Genomic DNA, 16,907 nt, shown 5'->3' with positions numbered 1-16,907 from the left:
TCATAAGCTTTGGCGCGATATGCGCAGGCTCTGGGCGCAAAGCCTGGCCATCGCCGCCGTCCTGGCCGTCGGGGTCATGATCATGGTCATGGCCAATGGGACCGAGCGGTCGTTGCGTGAAACCCGCGACACGTTTTATGAACGCAACCGCTTTGGCGATTTATTTGCCACGGCCACCCGCGCGCCGGACAGCCTGGCCGACCAGATCGCCACCATCCCCGGTGTCGCGCGGGTGGAAACGCGCATCTCGAACATTGCCATTCTGGATGTGGCGGGCATGGTGGAACCGGCGATGGGGCAGATTGTGTCGGTGCCGCCTTCGGGCCGCCCCGCGATGAATGTGCCTAGCGTCACCCATGGGCGGCTGCCCACACCCGGTGCGCGTGGCGAGGTTTTGGTCAATCAAGGCTTTGCCGAGGCGCATGGGTTCCAGCTTGGCGACGGGTTTCATGTAACCCTGAACGGGCAGAAGCGCGCGCTGACCATCGTGGGCACGGCGCTGAGCCCCGAGTTCATCTATACGATCGGCCCCAATACGATCATGCCGGACGATCGGCGCTTTGGCATTTTGTGGATGGCCGAAGATGTGCTCGAGGCCGCTTATAATCTGACCGGCGCTTTCAACACCGTGTCTGTGGGCTTTGGGCGCGGGGCGGATGAACCGGCGATCACGCAGGCGCTGGATGGCTTGCTGAAACCCTATGGGGGCACCGGCGCTTATCCCCGCAAGGACCAGATTTCCAACGCCTTTCTGGATGGAGAGCTGAAACAGCTTGATGTGATGGCGCGGGTTGTGCCGCCCATCTTTCTGGTGATTTCTGCCTTTCTGGTGAACATGGTGCTGGGGCGGCTGATTTCGCTCGAGCGTGAGCAGATCGGGCTTTTGAAAGCGCTGGGGTATCAGCGGGCCGAGATTGGTTGGCACTATGTGAAACTGGCCATGGTCATAGGTGGCGTCGGGGTGGCGCTGGGCTGGGGCTTTGGCGCCTTGGCCAGCCGGGGCATGGCCGAGCTTTATGCGCAGTTCTTCGACTTTCCTTACCTGATCTTCGTGCAATACCCGTCGGTCTATGCGATCTCGGCGCTGGCGGGGCTTATGGCGGCGGCCTCGGGTGCTTTGATGGCGGTGCGCCGGGTGCTGGCGTTGAGCCCGGCGGTGGCCATGTCGCCGCCCGCACCCACGCGGTTCAGGCGCGGCATGTTTGACCGGGTGATCTTGTGGCTGAAACCAGCGCAACCCACGATGATGATCCTGCGCGCCATAGGTCGCTGGCCCCTACGTGCGGCGATGACCACGCTCGGCATTGCCACATCGGCCTCGGTCATGATCGCCTCGCTGTTCATGTTTGATGCAATGGACGAGCTGATGGATGTCAGCTTTGTGCAGATCAACCGACAGGATGCGATTGTTGAATTTGCCCTGCCACGGCCCCGGTCGGTGGTGGACGATCTGACCCAACTGCCCGGTGTCATGGCGGCCGAGGGCGTCTGGATGATGCCCGCACGTCTGACCAACGGCCATCTCACGCGTCGCATTGCCATCGAGGGCCGGCAGGATGACGACCAGCTCTCGCGTGTGTTTGATGCCGAGAACGGACAGGTTGTGCATCCGGCCCATGGCATTGTGCTGGCGCGGCGGCTGGCAGACAAGCTGGCGCTGGGCGTGGGGGATCGGGTCACGGTTTCCTTCCTGACCCTGCCGGGGCGCGACTTTGAACTGGTCGTGACCGGCTTGGCCGGGCAGTATTTTGGCCTCAGCGCCTATATGGACGCCGCCCAGCTGGCGAAACTGATCGACCGCCCTGCGCAAGTGACCGGCGCCAACCTGTTGATCGATGCGCGCGACAGTGATGCGCTGTTTGGGGCGGTCAAACAGGCGCCGGCCATCGCGGGGCTCACCCTGATGGCTGATGTGCGGCAGGCCTTCACGGATACGATTGCGCAAAATGCGGGCATGACCACCACGATCAACAGCTTCCTTGCCGCGCTGATTGCCATTGGCGTGGTCTATAACGCCGCGCGCATCCAGCTTTCGGAACGCGCCCGTGAACTGGCCAGCCTGCGCATCCTTGGCTTCACCCGCGGCGAGGTCAGCTACATCCTGCTGGGCGAGCTTTTCTTGTTGACCCTTGCCGCCATTCCATTGGGCCTGTTGATCGGGCGCGGTCTGGCGGGCGCCATGGTGGCCAGCTTTGAAAGCGACCTTTTTGCGATCCCGCTGGTGGTGTCGCGCGATACGTATTTATGGGCGGCGGGCGTTGTGGCCGCGGCCTCTGTCATATCGGCGCTGATCGTGCGCCGTCGGATTGACCGGATGGATCTGGTCGCCGTGATGAAAACAAGGGAGTGACCCTGATGAACTGGAATATGCGCACTGTAACTCTTGCGGGATTGGCCGCGATCGGGGTCGGGGTATTCGTCTGGGCCGCCTCGCGCCCCGAATATGTGCCGGTGGATTTGGTCACCATCACCACCGGGCCGATGGAGGTCACGGTGAACGCCGAGGGCCGCACGCGCATCAAGGATGTCTACGAGCTGTCCGTGCCGGTGTCCGGCCAGTTGGAGCGCAGCCCCGTGGCGGTGGGCGACGCGGTGGTGGCGGGGGAAACGCTGGTGGCCCGGATTGCACCGGGTGATCCGGCGTTTCTGGACGACCGCGCCCGCGCGCAGGCCACGGCGGCCGTGGCGCAGGCGCAGGCGGCCGTGTCCGTGGCCGAGGCGCAGATTGCCATGGCCGAGGCTGATCTGGCCCATGCCCAAACCGCGCTGAACCGTCTGCATGACCTGCATGCGCGTGGCACCATTCCCAAGGCGCAGCTTGACGGCGCCGAGCTGGGCGTCGATGTGGCGGCGGCCAAGCTCGACAGTGCCCATGCAGCACAGGAAATGCGACTGGCAGAACTGGCCGCGCAAAAGGCCACGCTGATCGAACCAGGCGCGCGAGATGTGGCCGCGGTCAGTGATGCCTGCTGCGTCGAGATTTATGCCCCCGTGTCCGGCATGGTCCTGAGCGTTGCAAATGAAAGCGCCAGAGCGGTGATGCCCGGCGCGCCGATCCTGTCCATCGGCCAGACCGATGCGCTGGAGATCGAGGCCGACATCCTGTCAACGGACGCGGTGCGCCTGACAACAGGCGCGCGTGCTTATGTGGAACGCTGGGGCGGGGCAGGGGTGCTTGAGGCCCATGTCTCGGTCATTGAACCGTCGGGCTTCACCAAGATGTCCGCACTGGGCATCGAAGAACAGCGCGTGCGCGTGGTGCTGGACCTGGATACACCACCCGAGGCGCGTGGTCAGCTGGGTCACGCCTTTCGCACCTATCTGCGCATTGTCGAATGGCAGGGCGAGGTGACGCAGGTCCCGCTGTCAGCGCTGTTTCGCGATGGCGACAGCTGGGCGGTGTTCACGCTGGACGGCGAGCACGCCGTTTTGCAGCATGTTGATATCGGGCGGCAGAACAGCGACATGGCCGAGCTTTTAAAGGGCCCGGCAGAAGGTGCGCGCGTGATTGCCCACCCCTCGGATCGTGTGATGGATGGGGTGCTTGTGGTGGATCGCGACACGCTTTAATGCGCGCGCGCCAAGAGGCGCGCGCAAAAAGATTGACAGGCGCGCCTTTCCCAGACAGATTTTGGCCATCCGCAGCGATGGCGTCGCTGCCCTGTGCCGGTCCCATCGTGGCAACGCACAGGTCCGGAGATCAACCACCCTGGACGCCGGGGAGTTTGGTTGGCCGGGCGCAGATATAAACCTCCCGGCCTCGGAAATGGAGAGACGGGACATGTCACGCCCTCAATTCTTTGTATGTGAAAACGGTGAAAAAGCGCCTCAGGCCTTCTCGGACGCGGAATATGAACGCCGCCTTGGCGCGCTGCGCAAGATCATGGCTGACCGCGGGGTCGAAGCCGCCGTGTTCACCTCGATGCACAACATCGCCTATTACTCGGGCTTTCTGTATTGCGCCTTTGGTCGTCCTTACGGGCTGGTGGTCACGGCAGATCGCGCGACCACCGTGTCGGCCAATATCGACGGCGGCCAGCCGTGGCGTCGCAGCTATGGCGACAACGTCATCTACACCGACTGGGAACGCAACAACTACTGGCGCGCGGTGAAGAACCTTGTTGGGAACGCCAAGTCCATCGGGATCGAAGGGGATCACATGACGCTGGCGCAGCGCGCGCTGGCCGAAGAGTTCCTGACCGACAGCCAGTTCACCGACATTGCTGCTGACACGATGCAAGCGCGCATGATGAAATCCGCCGAGGAAATCGCCCTGATCCGCGAAGGCGCGCGCATCGCCGATGTGGGGGGCGCGGCTATCTATGACGCCATCAAGCTGGGCACGCGCGAGATCGACGTGGCCATGGCCGGTCGCGACGCGATGGAGGCCGAGATCGCTCGGTCGCATCCCGACAGCGAGCTGCGCGATACCTGGGTCTGGTTCCAGTCGGGCCTTAATACTGACGGCGCCCATAACCCGGTCACCACCCGCAAGCTGGAAGGCGGCGATATCCTGTCACTGAACACTTTCCCGATGATCTCGAGCTATTACACCGCGTTGGAACGCACCTTGTTCCTTGGTGATCCTGACAAGGAAAGCCTGCGCATCTGGGAAGCCAATGTGGCCGCGCATGAATTGGGCCTGAGCCTGATCAAACCGGGCGCAACCTGCTCGGGCATCACCGCCGAGATCAACCGCTTCTTCGAGCAGGAAAATCTGCTGCAGTATCGGTCCTTCGGCTACGGCCATTCGTTCGGCGTGCTGTCGCATTATTATGGGCGCGAGGCCGGGCTGGAGCTGCGCGAAGACATCGACACGGTTTTGGAGCCGGGCATGGTTGTTTCCATGGAGCCGATGCTGTTTTTGCCCGAAGGCACTGCTGGGGCTGGGGGGTACCGCGAACATGACATTTTGGTCGTGGGCGAAGATGGGGCCGAAAACATCACCGGTTTCCCTTACGGTCCGGAGCACAACATTATTTCGCTTTAGGCGGAAAATGTGACGCAAAATTCCCTTCGAGGGTCGCGTGAACGTAAAAAAGCGACGTAAAAAGTCGTCAGACTAGGTTCATTCGACGAAAAATGTCCTCGAGGGGGGGCTACGATGTCGGGGCGGCAGAACGAGAATCGTCGATAGAACGAAGCAGCCGCACCAAAGGAACACAGGTTTTCCGCAGGCATGACCCTGCGGAAAGCCGCAACGGGACGGAGGCGCGCCACGCAAGGCGTTTTGCACGACAGAAGCACGCTTGGAATCGTCCAGATTGACGGTCAAAAAGCCGATCTTTTGGCAAAACGGTGTGAATAAAGTCGAATTGGCTGTTGAATTCACTCATTTCTTCGTGTTGGCTTGTCTGCAAGAAAAACGAAAAACATAGACCAGGGGGGTCACTTGGCTGAAGCTGCTTCCGACGACGGATTTGTCGTTTTTGATCGTGTCCAGAAAAGCTATGACGGGGAGACGCTGGTTGTAAAAGACCTGAACCTGTCCGTTGCGAAGGGCGAGTTTCTCACCATGCTGGGGCCATCCGGGTCCGGCAAAACCACCTGCCTGATGATGCTGGCTGGCTTCGAGACCGCAACCCATGGCGATATTCGCCTTGGTGGTCAGCCAATCAACAACATCCCGCCGCATAAGCGCGGCATTGGCATGGTGTTCCAGAACTATGCATTGTTCCCACATATGACGATTGCCGAAAATCTGGCCTTCCCACTGGAAGTGCGCAAGATGGGCAAGTCTGATCGTGAAGCCAAGATCAAACGCGCGCTCGACATGGTCGAGATGGGCGATTTTGGTGGCCGCCGTCCGGCGCAGCTTTCAGGTGGTCAGCAGCAGCGTGTGGCTTTGGCCCGTGCGCTGGTGTTCGAGCCTGAACTGGTGTTGATGGACGAACCGCTGGGCGCGCTGGACAAGCAGCTGCGCGAAAAGATGCAGTTCGAAATCACCCACCTGGCGCATAATCTGGGCATCACCACGGTTTACGTGACCCACGACCAGACCGAAGCCCTGACCATGTCAGACAACGTCGCTGTCTTCGATGATGGCCGCATTCAGCAGCTGGCCCCGCCGGATCTTCTGTATGAAAAGCCCGAAAACAGTTTCGTGGCGCAGTTCATCGGCGAAAACAACACGTTGGAAGGCGTGGTGACCGAGATTTCGGGCAACACCTGTGTGGTGCGTCTGGACGATGGCGAAGAGCTGGACGCGACCCCGATCAACGTGTCGAAAGTCGGCGACCGGACCACGGTTTCGATCCGCCCGGAACGCGTTGAATACAACAAGGACCGCCTGCAGGAAGGCGCCCATACGCTGAAAGCCGAAGTGCTTGAGTTTATCTATATGGGTGACATTTTCCGGACCCGCCTGCGGGTCGCCGGCAACGAAGATTTTATCATCAAGACGCGCAATGCGCCGGATGTGGAACGCCTGAAGCCCGGCCAGCAGATCGAGATTGGCTGGCTGCCGGAAGACTGCCGCGCGCTCGACGCCTGATATTTATTGCTCCGGGGGCGCTTTAGCGGTCCCGGGCATTCAGCCATGGTTTGCCTTGTGCCCGTTGAGGCAGGCCTTAACAACCAAACGGGACAACTAGGGAGATACCAAGAATGAAATTTTCCAAACTGCTTATGGCCAGCACGGCCCTGACCGTTGCCGCTGGTACTGCATCGGCAGAGGACATGGCCAACGAGCTGACCCTCGTTTCCTGGGGCGGCGCCTATCAGGCCAGCCAGGTGAAGGCTTATGTCGAGCCCTATCTGAAGATGCACCCTGAAGTAAAAGTCACCTGGGACGAAAGCTCGGCCGAAGCCGTGGCGAAACTGCGCGCCATGAACGAAGCCGGCAACGTGACCTGGGATCTGGTCGATGCCGTGGCATCGGACTCGATGCGCCTGTGCGACGAAGGTCTGGCCGAAGAGATCAATCATGACGAAGACCTGGCCGCTGCCCCCGATGGCACCTCGGCTTCGGAAGACTTCGGCGAGCTGCTGGTATCGGATTGCTTCGTGCCGCAGATCGTTTACTCGACCACCTTCGGCTACCGCACCGATCTGGTTGGCGACAAGACCCCTGACAGCGTCTGCGCCATCTTCGATCTGGAAGGCTTCCCCGGCAAGCGTTCGCTGCAGAAGCGCCCGATCGACAACATGGAGTGGGCTCTGTACTGCGATGGCGTTGAGAAAGACGCGATCTATGACACGCTGGGCACCGAAGAGGGTGTGAACCGGGCGCTGGCCAAGCTGGACACCATCAAAGACCAGGTGGTCTGGTGGACCGCTGGTGCCGAAACTCCGCAGCTGCTGGCTGATGGCGAAGTTGTCTTCGGTTCGACCTTCAACGGTCGTCTGTTCTCGGCCATTGCTGAACAGAACCAGCCGATCGGTATGCTTTGGGACATGCAGTCGTTTGACCTTGACGGCTGGGTTGTTCCCGCTGGTCTGCCGGCAGACCGTAAGGCACGTGTGATGGACTTCCTGAAGTTTGCCACCGACACCCAGCGTCTGGCCGATCAGGCCGCTTACATCTCGTATGGTCCGGCCCGTAAGTCGTCGGCACCGCTGGTTGGTAAGCATGCTGAACTGGGCATCGACATGGCGCCGCACATGCCGACCGACCCGGCAAACTCGGGCAACGTGCATGTCTATGACTACGAATGGTGGGCAGACAACCGCGATGATCTGAACGCGAAATTCGAAGCTTGGCTGGCCAAGTAATTCGATACTGGAAGGGGCCAGTTCGGCCCCTTCCACCCCCTTTTTTCTTTATTTTCTAATTCGTTTGTCACTTTGACCTGACATGAAACCAAGAAACGGCAACAGCCGACAGGGATGATATGAGCGATATGACCGACACCGGCGGCCCGGTTCTGGCCGCAGACGGAACGCCACTGAAGCGCAGTCTTGCACGGGCGCTTCGCAGACAGAAAATGCGTGCGCTGCTGCTGATTGCGCCACTGCTTTTGTTCATTTTGATCAGCTTCATCCTGCCCGTGGCCGATATGCTTTATCGTTCGGTCAAGAACGGGATCGTAACCGATACGTTGCCGCGGACCGTTGTGGCCTTGGCGGATTGGGACGCGGATTCAGGTGATTTGCCAAGTGAAGCGGTCTATGCCGCTATGGCAGCCGACCTGAAAGACGCGGCGGCGGCCAAGACCCACACCAAGGTCGGCACCCGCCTGAACTATGAAAACCCCGGTATTTCGTCGCTGTTCCGCAAGACCGGTCGCAAGGCGAAGAAGTTCGACATCGAAGGCGGAGGCCCTTGGAAAGAGGCGCTGATTGACATCAACAAAGGCTGGGGGGACGCTGACAACTGGCGCACGATCCAGACCTATTCACCGCCAGTCACGGCCGGGTATTTCCTGAACGCGGTTGATATGCGCGTGGGCGTAGACGGGGCAGAAATGCGCCCCGAGGCCGAACGTATCTATATGAACCTGCTGGGGCGCACCCTGTGGATGTCGCTGGCGATCACCTTCTGCTGCATCATGCTGGCTTATCCGGTGGCATGGATACTGGCCAACCTGCCGATGCGACAGGCAAATATCCTGATGATCCTTGTTTTGCTGCCTTTCTGGACCTCGCTTCTGGTGCGGACCTCGGCATGGAAAATCCTGCTGCAACAGCAAGGTGTGATCAATGATCTGCTTGTCTGGATCGGCTTGGTGGATGACAATGCGCGCCTGATCATCATCAACAATCAGTTTGGTACGATCGTGGCGATGACCCACATCCTTCTGCCCTTCATGATCCTGCCGATGTATTCGGTGATGCAGACCATTCCGCCCAGCTATCTGCGCGCGGCAAAGAGCCTTGGCGCGACGGATTGGACAGCCTTCTGGCGGGTCTATTTCCCGCAGACCATTCCGGGTATTGGCGCGGGCTCGATCCTCGTCTTCATTCTGGCGATTGGCTACTACATCACGCCGGCACTGGTCGGGGGCACGAAAGGCACGTTCATTTCGAACCAGATCGCCTTCCACATCTCGTCCTCGCTCAACTGGGGCTTGGCCTCGGCGCTGGGCGCCATCCTTCTGGCGGTCGTTCTGGTGCTCTACTGGGCCTATGACAAGATCGTCGGCATCGACAACGTGAAGCTGGGGTAACGGACATGGCAATTCCTTCATATGCAAGCACGGGCCAGCGCATCTGGTACTACACGTTCCGGATCATCTGCGGGTTGATCTTCTTCTTCCTGATTGCACCGATCGCTGTGGTGATCCCGCTGAGCTTCAACGCGCAGGATTTCTTTACCTTCACCAAAGAGATGCTGAGCCTCGATCCGGCCGGGTATTCGCTGAAGCACTACCGTGACTTCTTCTCGAACCCGGACTGGCAGGATGCGCTGTGGAACTCGGTCAAGATTGCGCCCGCCGCGACCTTCCTATCCGTGTCGCTGGGCACGCTGGCTGCCATCGGCCTGAGCCAGCCGCATGTGCCCGCCCGCCGGGCGATCATGGCGACGCTGATTTCGCCGATGATCGTGCCGCTGATCATCTCGGCTGCGGGGATGTATTTCTTCTATTCCCGCATTGGTCTGGCCGGCACCTACTGGGGCGTTGTTCTGGCACATGCTGCGCTGGGCATTCCCTTCGTGATCATCACGGTGACCGCGACGCTTGTGGGCTTTGACCGTTCGCTGACCCGCGCGGCGGCCAATATGGGGGCGGACCCGGTAACCACCTTCTTTAGGGTGCAGATGCCGCTGATCCTGCCGGGCGTGATCTCGGGTGCGCTCTTTGCCTTCATCACCTCGTTTGACGAGGTTGTGGTGGTGATCTTCGTGGGCTCGGCCAAGCAGCAGACGCTGCCATGGCAGATGTTCACCGGGCTGCGCGAGCAAATCTCGCCGACCATTCTGGCGGTGGCGACGATCCTTGTTGTGATCTCGATTGCGCTCCTGACCACGGTCGAGCTTCTGCGCCGCCGCTCTGAGCGCCTGCGCGGCATGTCGCCGGGTTGATACGCCCAAAGAGACAAAAGAAACAAACGGCGTCCCGCGGGGCGCCGTTTTTCTTTGTCAAAAGCGCTTCTGGCGGCACTGCATGAAGGGAATTGTTAACCCTTTTCAGGCAAGCCTGACGGAAATGTGCACGTTGCGCGGGGTGAGGGGTCCGCGGCCCCTTGCAGCCCCCCCGGCACGGCACTAGTTTGGCGTCAGGGACCCAGAACGGGTTCTGGCGTGAATAGAAAGCAGGCGGACATGCACGACCCTATTGATACCTATATGAACACCCTCGTCCCGATGGTTGTGGAACAAACCTCGCGCGGTGAACGGGCCTATGATATTTTCTCGCGTCTTTTGAAAGAACGGATCATTTTCCTGTCTGGCCCCGTGCATGATGGCATGTCCAGCCTGATCGTGGCGCAGCTTTTGCACCTTGAAGCGGAAAACCCGAAAAAAGAAATCTCGATGTATATCAACTCGCCCGGTGGCGTGGTGACCTCGGGTCTGTCGATCTATGACACGATGCAATACATCAAGCCGAAGGTCTCGACGCTGGTGATCGGACAGGCGGCTTCGATGGGCTCGCTTCTGCTGGCAGCTGGCGAAAGCGGCATGCGGTTCTCGCTGCCCAACTCGCGGGTGATGGTGCACCAGCCCTCGGGCGGCTATCAGGGCCAGGCGACGGACATCATGATCCACGCGCAGGAAACCCAGAAGCTGAAGGACCGGCTGAACGGGATCTATGTGAAACACACCGGCCAGAAGATGAAAGCCGTTGTCGAAGCGCTGGAACGTGACAATTTCATGGACCCGGAAGAGGCCAAGGAATGGGGTCTCATTGACGAGATCGTCGAAAACCGTGCCAAAACGGATGACGAATAAGGCCGGGTCTTCCGCCTGAAACGGAATGCAACACGGGGCAGGCCGCCGGGAAAAACCGGATTGTGCCTGCCGATTGCCTGCCCTAGAGTTGAGGGCGAGGGGCAGGTCGATGGCCCCGAGGGGCGCAAACAAGGTCCGAACCGGGCCGTTAGGAACTGATCTATGGCGAATAATTCCTCCGGTGACAGCAAAAACACACTCTATTGCTCGTTCTGCGGCAAAAGCCAGCACGAGGTGCGTAAGCTGATCGCGGGACCCACCGTGTTCATCTGCGATGAATGTGTTGAACTGTGTATGGATATCATTCGCGAGGAGACGAAATCCTCGGGCCTGAAATCCTCTGAGGGTGTGCCGACGCCGCAGGAGATCTGTCAGGTTCTTGATGATTACGTGATCGGGCAGGGGCATGCCAAACGCGTGCTGTCGGTTGCGGTTCACAATCACTACAAACGCCTCAACCATGCCGCTGCCAATGGCGACGAGATCGAGTTGGCAAAATCCAACATCATGCTTATTGGTCCGACGGGTTGCGGTAAAACCCTTCTGGCCCAGACCCTTGCACGTATTCTGGATGTGCCCTTCACCATGGCGGATGCGACCACGCTGACCGAGGCCGGTTACGTGGGCGAGGACGTGGAAAACATCATCCTGAAGCTTCTGCAAGCGTCTGAATATAATGTGGAACGGGCGCAGCGCGGCATCGTCTATATTGACGAGGTGGACAAGATCACCCGCAAGTCCGACAACCCGTCGATCACGCGTGACGTGTCGGGCGAAGGCGTGCAGCAAGCGCTGCTCAAGATCATGGAAGGCACCGTGGCCTCGGTGCCGCCCCAAGGTGGTCGTAAGCATCCGCAGCAGGAATTTTTGCAGGTGGACACGACCAATATCCTGTTCATCTGTGGTGGTGCGTTTGCGGGTCTGGACAAGATCATCGCGCAGCGCGGCAAGGGCTCGGCCATGGGGTTTGGCGCGGATGTGCGCGACAATGACGATCGCGGCGTCGGCGAGCTGTTCCAGGAACTGGAGCCGGAAGATTTGCTGAAATTTGGCCTCATCCCGGAGTTTGTTGGCCGCCTGCCAGTGATCGCGACGCTGGAAGATTTGGACGCGGATGCTCTGGTGACCATCCTGACCGCACCGAAAAACGCATTGGTGAAACAATATCAGCGCCTCTTTGAATTGGAGGACGCTCAGCTGACCTTCACCGAGGACGCTTTGATGGCGATTGCCAACCGTGCCATCGAACGCAAAACCGGCGCGCGCGGGTTGCGGTCGATCATGGAAGACATTTTGCTCGACACGATGTTTGATCTGCCGGGGCTGGAAAATGTGGACGAGGTTGTGGTGAATGACGAAGCCGTAAACTCGGACAGCAAACCTTTGATCATCTATGGCGAAGGCGCCAAGGAAGAGGTTTCGGCCAGCTGATCCGCCCACAGATTCGGACAATATCCAAGATCGAACCCACCGTGCCCTCGGTGGGTTCTTTCGTTTTTTTGCCTGTGCCGGGCGGACACTGGGCAGAAACCGGCCCCAAATCGCGCAAAGCCCGCTCAAACACAGGCAAAGCTCTGGACCTTCGCAGTCGCTTGGGCCATATCAGAGACAGGAAATTTCGGAGATCGACATGCGCCTTCTTTCGCTTCTGACCTGGTATCACAGTGAGACCATCGGCACCTGGCTTTTCACCCGCCGCAAGGGCGTGAAAGTCGGCGAAGATGATCAGGGCAATGTCTTTTATCGCAACCGTGACGACAGCCGCCGCTGGGTGATCTATGCGGGCGAGCCTGAAGCAAGCCGCGTTAGCCCTGACTGGCATGGCTGGCTGCACCACACGTTCGACAATTGCCCCGAAGATAAACCGCTGACACATAAGCGCTGGGAAAAGCCGCATCAGGACAACCTGACTGGCTCGGATCTGGCCTATGCACCGGCAGGCTCGTTGCGTCAGACCGCCCCTGCGGATCGCCGCGACTATGAGGCGTGGCAGCCCGAATAACCCCCCAAAGTGACCGGTGCTCAACCGGTCCCCCGTGTGTTTTCAGGAAAGGTTGGCAAGATGAGTGGCCATACAACCGAAGTCGTCACGGGCAGCGTTGTCCTGGCCGCCGCTGTCGGATTTTTCCTTTATGCTGGGCAGATTGTCGGTCTGTCGGGCGGCAGTTCCGCCAACAGCTACACAGCCTCATTTCGCACCGCTGATGGGATTTCGATCGGGACGGATGTGCGTTTGGGCGGCGTGAAAGTCGGCACCGTGACCGAGATCACCCTGAACCCGCAAACCTTCCGTGCGGATGCTGATTTCACGGTCCTGTCGGATATTGCCCTGCCGGATGACACATCGGTTATCGTGTCCTCTGAAGGTCTTCTGGGCGGGAATTTTGTCGAGCTTCTGCCCGGTGGATCCCCCTTCAATCTGGAACCCGGTGCCGAGATCGAGGACACGCAAGGCTCTGTCAGCCTGGTTCAGCTTTTGCTGAAATACGTGGCCGGAAGCGGCGAGGACGCCACCCAGTGATGCTGCGCGCCGCCGCCTTTGTCGCCGCGATGTTTGCGGCCCTTCCGCTTGCGGCCCAAACGGCGAAAGCGCCCGGGGCGCTTTTGCGCGGGCTCGACAAAGTGTCTGGCGCGCCGATGGATTTCAAAATGGAAATCGGTGATACGGTCGAGCTGGGCAAGCTGCGCATCACGCTTGGGGAATGTCGCTACCCCACGGACAACCCCTCAGGGGATGCCTATGCATGGCTGGTGATCCGGGATGGCAATGCCGAACAGACCGCCTTTGAAGGCTGGATGGTTGCGTCCTCTCCTGCGCTGAATGCGCTGGATCACCCGCGCTATGACGTCTGGGTGCTGCGCTGCGCGACGCAATGAGCGTCGGGCAGGGGGTTGCTGTCAAACTCCGCCTGAACCCCTAAGGCGCGATCCAGTTCATCGTGATAGGCGTCTCGCGTGATCTCAATCGCACCCAGACTGGCCAAATGGGGTGTTAGAAACTGCGTGTCAAACAGTGTGAAACCTGTGTTGTTCAGATGGGCCACCAGATAAGCCAGCGCGATTTTCGAGGCATCCCTGCGACGCGAAAACATGCTTTCGCCAAAAAACCCGCCCCCGAGCGTGACACCATAAACGCCCCCAACCAGATCTTCGCCGTCCCACAGTTCAAGCGAATGCGCGTGCCCCATGGCGTGAAGCTCCTGGTAGAGCGCGAAGATCGTGGCGTTGATCCAGGTTTCCTCCCGATCTGCACACCCCGCAACAACAGCCGGAAAATCGCTGTTTATACTGACCTGAAACCGAGATTTTCGGATGGTGCGCGCAAGGCTGCGCGACATATGAAAACCGTCTAACGGGATGATGCCCCGAAGTTTGGGATCGACCCAGAAAACCTCGGGATCATCGCGGGCCTCGGCCATGGGAAAGATACCCATGGCATAGGCACGCAGCAACAGATCAGCCGTGAGCGGAGGGGGATCGGAAGGGGGGAGGGCCAATGGCCCTTACCCCATGTTTTCATCCAGCCAGCGTTCCAGCCAGTGGATGTTGTAGTCACCCGAATGGATGTCAGCCTCGGCCAGAAGCGCATCAAACAGCGGCACCGTGGTTTCGATCCCGTCGATGATCAGCTCACCCAAGGCGCGGCTGAGACGCGCTAAGGCCTCGGGCCGGTCGCGCCCGTGTACGATCAGCTTGCCGATGAGGCTGTCGTAATAGGGCGGGATCGAATAGCCGTCGTAAAGCGCCGAATCCATACGCACACCCAGACCGCCGGGGGCGTGATACTGGGTGATCTTGCCGGGGCAGGGGGTGAAGTTGGGCAGGCGCTCGGCGTTCAGGCGCACTTCGATGGCGTGGCCGTTTACCGTCAGGTCTTTCTGGTCAAAGGACAATTTGTTGCCCTCGGCCACAAGGATCTGTTCACGCACCAAATCGACACCGAAAATGGCTTCGGTCACTGGGTGTTCCACCTGCAAACGGGTGTTCATCTCGATGAAATAAAACTCGCCGTTTTCATAGAGGAATTCGATCGTACCGGCGCCGGAATAGCCCATTTCGGCCACGGCATTGGCGCAGATCGACCCGATCTTTTCGCGGTTTTCCGGGCTGATCGAGGGGCCGGGGGCTTCCTCAAAGACCTTCTGGTGACGGCGCTGCAGTGAACAGTCCCGCTCGGCCAGATGCACGCCGCCGCCCTGACCGTCGCCAAAGACCTGCACTTCGATGTGACGCGGTGTCTGGAGGTATTTCTCCATATAGACTTCGTCATTGCCAAAGGCGGCTTTCGCTTCCGAACGCGCGGTCGAGAAGGCGGTGTCGATATCGGCTTCGGTCTCGGCCACTTTCATGCCGCGACCGCCGCCACCGGCAGTGGCCTTGATGATCACCGGATAGCCCATATCAGCCGCGACCTTGCGCGCGGTTTCGATGTCGGGCACGCCACCATCCGATCCGGGAACGCAGGGAATACCCAGACGGTTCGCGGTGTCTTTGGCGGTGATCTTGTCGCCCATCATGCGGATATGTTCCGCAGACGGCCCGATAAAGGTGATCTCGTGATCTTCGAGCGCCTGCACGAAGGTCGCGTTTTCTGACAGGAAACCATAGCCGGGATGCACAGCCTGTGCGCCGGTGATTTCACATGCCGCGATGATCGCAGGGATCGACAGATAGCTGTCCGTGCCCGCATTGGGTCCGATACAGACGCTTTCATCCGCCATGCGTACATGCATCGCGTCCACGTCAGCGGTGGAATGCACGGCAACGGTTTTGATCCCCATTTCACGCGCCGCGCGGATCACGCGAAGCGCAATCTCGCCGCGGTTGGCGATCAGGATTTTGTCGAACTGGGCCATGTTCCGCCCCTTATTCGATGATCATCAGAGGCGCGCCAAACTCGACCGGCGAGCCGTCTTCAACCAAAATACGCGAGATTTTACCCGAACGGGGCGCCGGGATCTGGTTCATGGTTTTCATCGCTTCGATGATCAAAACGGTCTGACCTTCCGACACGGTGTCGCCGACGCTGACAAAGGAGGGCGCGCCGGGTTCGGGCTGCAGGTAAGCCGTGCCAACCATGGGCGAGGGCACCGCACCGGGGTGGCTGGCCGGATCATCAGAGGCCGCTGCAGGGGCATCGACCGCTGCCGGGGCGGCAGCTGCGGGTGCGGCGGGCGCTGCGGGGGCAGCCGCCACCGGGGCAGCAATGTGCTGCACCACTTCTTTCGCGCGGCTCACCCGAACATTCAGGCTATCGCTTTCACCATAGTCGCGCATGACCTCAAGTTCGGTCAGGTCGTTTTCTTTCAGCAGTTTTGCCAGCGCTTCGATGAACGCCACATCGTTATCATGTTTTTTTGTCATGGGTCCTCACCCTTGATTGTTCGCCCAGTTGGAAAGCGGGCCAATACTCATTGCAACGCTTATAGGACGCTGCGTAAGGGGAGAAAAGCGTGAAGCGTGACAGAACCGGAAAAACCGTCGTCAATCACGCGCTGGCATGGGGCGAATCCGCCTGATTTTACGATGCTGTTAAGGGAATCCGGGCTGCGGGCGGCCCTACTCTGGCGCCGTGCCGTCAGCTCTGTCCTCAACATATTTTTCGGATTGGCCTTCCCGCATCGTGTCAATGTGCGTGGAGGGTTCTGCCGCGGCATTGTCCTCGGGCGGGGCCGAGGCGGCGGAAAGCCGGTCATCTGCACCGTTTTGCTGGTTGCGCAACGCTTCGATGCTGGCCAGGCGGTGCTGCAGTTCCTGCTCCATTTCAAGGACATTCATTTGAAAACTCGGCGGCGGTCCAACCGGTTGATCGGGATCCAGCAGTTGCTGGGCCAATTTGGTCAACGAGGCGCCATCTTCACCGTGGTCTTTGGAATTGTGCATGTCGGCCCGGGTTTTTCCCGTATCCGGCGCTGTTTCAACGCGCGAACTGTCTGGCGGTTTGCGCACCGGTAACTGGCCCGACAGCGTGGCATGCGCCCCCAGGGGCGACGGAAGAGAGAAGTCCATTTTCGGCTCCGTTCGCAATCAGAGCCCCCACCACTGGGTAGACTGCGCCTGAAAACCTTACCGTGGG

The 16,907-nt window shown here is 59.8% G+C and carries 15 protein-coding genes and 1 pseudogene; 12 read left to right on the top strand and 4 right to left on the bottom strand.

What is annotated here, in order from left to right:
- Window positions 1-19 precede the first annotated feature (19 nt).
- The 12 genes and pseudogenes from ACRY08_RS05855 to ACRY08_RS05800 all read left to right on the top strand — a co-directional run bounded on the left by ACRY08_RS05855 (window position 20) and on the right by ACRY08_RS05800 (window position 13,708).
- Complete coding sequence (locus ACRY08_RS05855) at window positions 20-2,350, top strand: ABC transporter permease (protein ID WP_432448955.1); 2,331 nt, start codon at window positions 20-22, stop codon at window positions 2,348-2,350.
- 5 nt (window positions 2,351-2,355) lie between these two features.
- The gene (locus tag ACRY08_RS05850; protein WP_432448954.1) at window positions 2,356-3,570 is read left to right on the top strand and encodes an efflux RND transporter periplasmic adaptor subunit; all 1,215 of its coding nucleotides are present in this window, start codon (window positions 2,356-2,358) and stop codon (window positions 3,568-3,570) included.
- A 211-nt stretch (window positions 3,571-3,781) separates the two neighbouring features.
- Entirely contained in the window at window positions 3,782-4,990 is a 1,209-nt protein-coding gene (locus ACRY08_RS05845) for an aminopeptidase P family protein (protein ID WP_432448953.1), read from the top strand.
- Window positions 4,991-5,392: 402 nt separating this feature from the next.
- Entirely contained in the window at window positions 5,393-6,493 is a 1,101-nt protein-coding gene (locus ACRY08_RS05840) for an ABC transporter ATP-binding protein (RefSeq protein WP_432448952.1), read from the top strand.
- 113 nt (window positions 6,494-6,606) lie between these two features.
- A complete protein-coding gene (locus ACRY08_RS05835; protein WP_432448951.1) occupies window positions 6,607-7,713 on the top strand; it encodes an extracellular solute-binding protein in 1,107 nt (368 codons plus the stop codon).
- A 119-nt stretch (window positions 7,714-7,832) separates the two neighbouring features.
- On the top strand, window positions 7,833-9,107 hold the full coding sequence (locus ACRY08_RS05830) for an ABC transporter permease (protein ID WP_432448950.1): 1,275 nt from the start codon (window positions 7,833-7,835) through the stop codon (window positions 9,105-9,107).
- A 32-nt stretch (window positions 9,108-9,139) separates the two neighbouring features.
- Window positions 9,140-9,964, top strand: a pseudogene (locus ACRY08_RS05825) (ABC transporter permease); the annotation flags it as partial.
- 240 nt (window positions 9,965-10,204) lie between these two features.
- Window positions 10,205-10,831, top strand: a complete 627-nt coding sequence (locus ACRY08_RS05820; protein ID WP_432448949.1) for an ATP-dependent Clp protease proteolytic subunit — start codon at window positions 10,205-10,207, stop codon at window positions 10,829-10,831.
- A gap of 162 nt (window positions 10,832-10,993) precedes the next feature.
- Complete coding sequence (gene clpX / locus ACRY08_RS05815; protein ID WP_432448948.1) at window positions 10,994-12,262, top strand: ATP-dependent Clp protease ATP-binding subunit ClpX; 1,269 nt, start codon at window positions 10,994-10,996, stop codon at window positions 12,260-12,262.
- A gap of 199 nt (window positions 12,263-12,461) precedes the next feature.
- Window positions 12,462-12,833: an NADH:ubiquinone oxidoreductase subunit NDUFA12 gene (locus ACRY08_RS05810; RefSeq protein ID WP_432448947.1), complete on the top strand. Its 372-nt coding sequence runs from the start codon at window positions 12,462-12,464 to the stop codon at window positions 12,831-12,833.
- A 60-nt stretch (window positions 12,834-12,893) separates the two neighbouring features.
- A complete protein-coding gene (locus ACRY08_RS05805) occupies window positions 12,894-13,352 on the top strand; it encodes an outer membrane lipid asymmetry maintenance protein MlaD (RefSeq protein WP_432448946.1) in 459 nt (152 codons plus the stop codon).
- On the top strand, window positions 13,352-13,708 hold the full coding sequence (locus tag ACRY08_RS05800; protein WP_432448945.1) for a DUF2155 domain-containing protein: 357 nt from the start codon (window positions 13,352-13,354) through the stop codon (window positions 13,706-13,708). The genes ACRY08_RS05805 and ACRY08_RS05800 overlap by 1 nt, the downstream gene beginning before the upstream one ends.
- Here the strand turns inward: ACRY08_RS05800 and aat are convergent.
- The 4 genes from aat to ACRY08_RS05780 form a co-directional block, all read right to left on the bottom strand.
- Window positions 13,672-14,328 carry a leucyl/phenylalanyl-tRNA--protein transferase gene (gene aat / locus ACRY08_RS05795; protein WP_432448944.1) on the bottom strand — a complete coding sequence of 219 codons (657 nt, stop codon included), beginning with the start codon at window positions 14,326-14,328 and terminating at the stop codon, window positions 13,672-13,674. The genes ACRY08_RS05800 and aat overlap by 37 nt on opposite strands.
- 6 nt (window positions 14,329-14,334) lie before the next feature.
- Window positions 14,335-15,687, bottom strand: a complete 1,353-nt coding sequence (accC, locus tag ACRY08_RS05790) for an acetyl-CoA carboxylase biotin carboxylase subunit (protein ID WP_432448943.1) — start codon at window positions 15,685-15,687, stop codon at window positions 14,335-14,337.
- A gap of 10 nt (window positions 15,688-15,697) precedes the next feature.
- Window positions 15,698-16,195, bottom strand: a complete 498-nt coding sequence (gene accB, locus ACRY08_RS05785; protein ID WP_432448942.1) for an acetyl-CoA carboxylase biotin carboxyl carrier protein — start codon at window positions 16,193-16,195, stop codon at window positions 15,698-15,700.
- Between the two features lie 195 nt (window positions 16,196-16,390).
- The gene (locus ACRY08_RS05780) at window positions 16,391-16,840 is read right to left on the bottom strand and encodes a hypothetical protein (protein WP_432448941.1); all 450 of its coding nucleotides are present in this window, start codon (window positions 16,838-16,840) and stop codon (window positions 16,391-16,393) included.
- Window positions 16,841-16,907 lie beyond the last annotated feature (67 nt).

This window comes from Aliiroseovarius marinus, from assembly GCF_050881025.1.
In the GTDB taxonomy this organism is placed as follows: Bacteria; Pseudomonadota; Alphaproteobacteria; order Rhodobacterales; family Rhodobacteraceae; genus Aliiroseovarius; species Aliiroseovarius marinus_A.
Note: the sequence above shows the minus strand (reverse complement) of the source record. Positions and strands in the feature narration are given on the sequence as shown.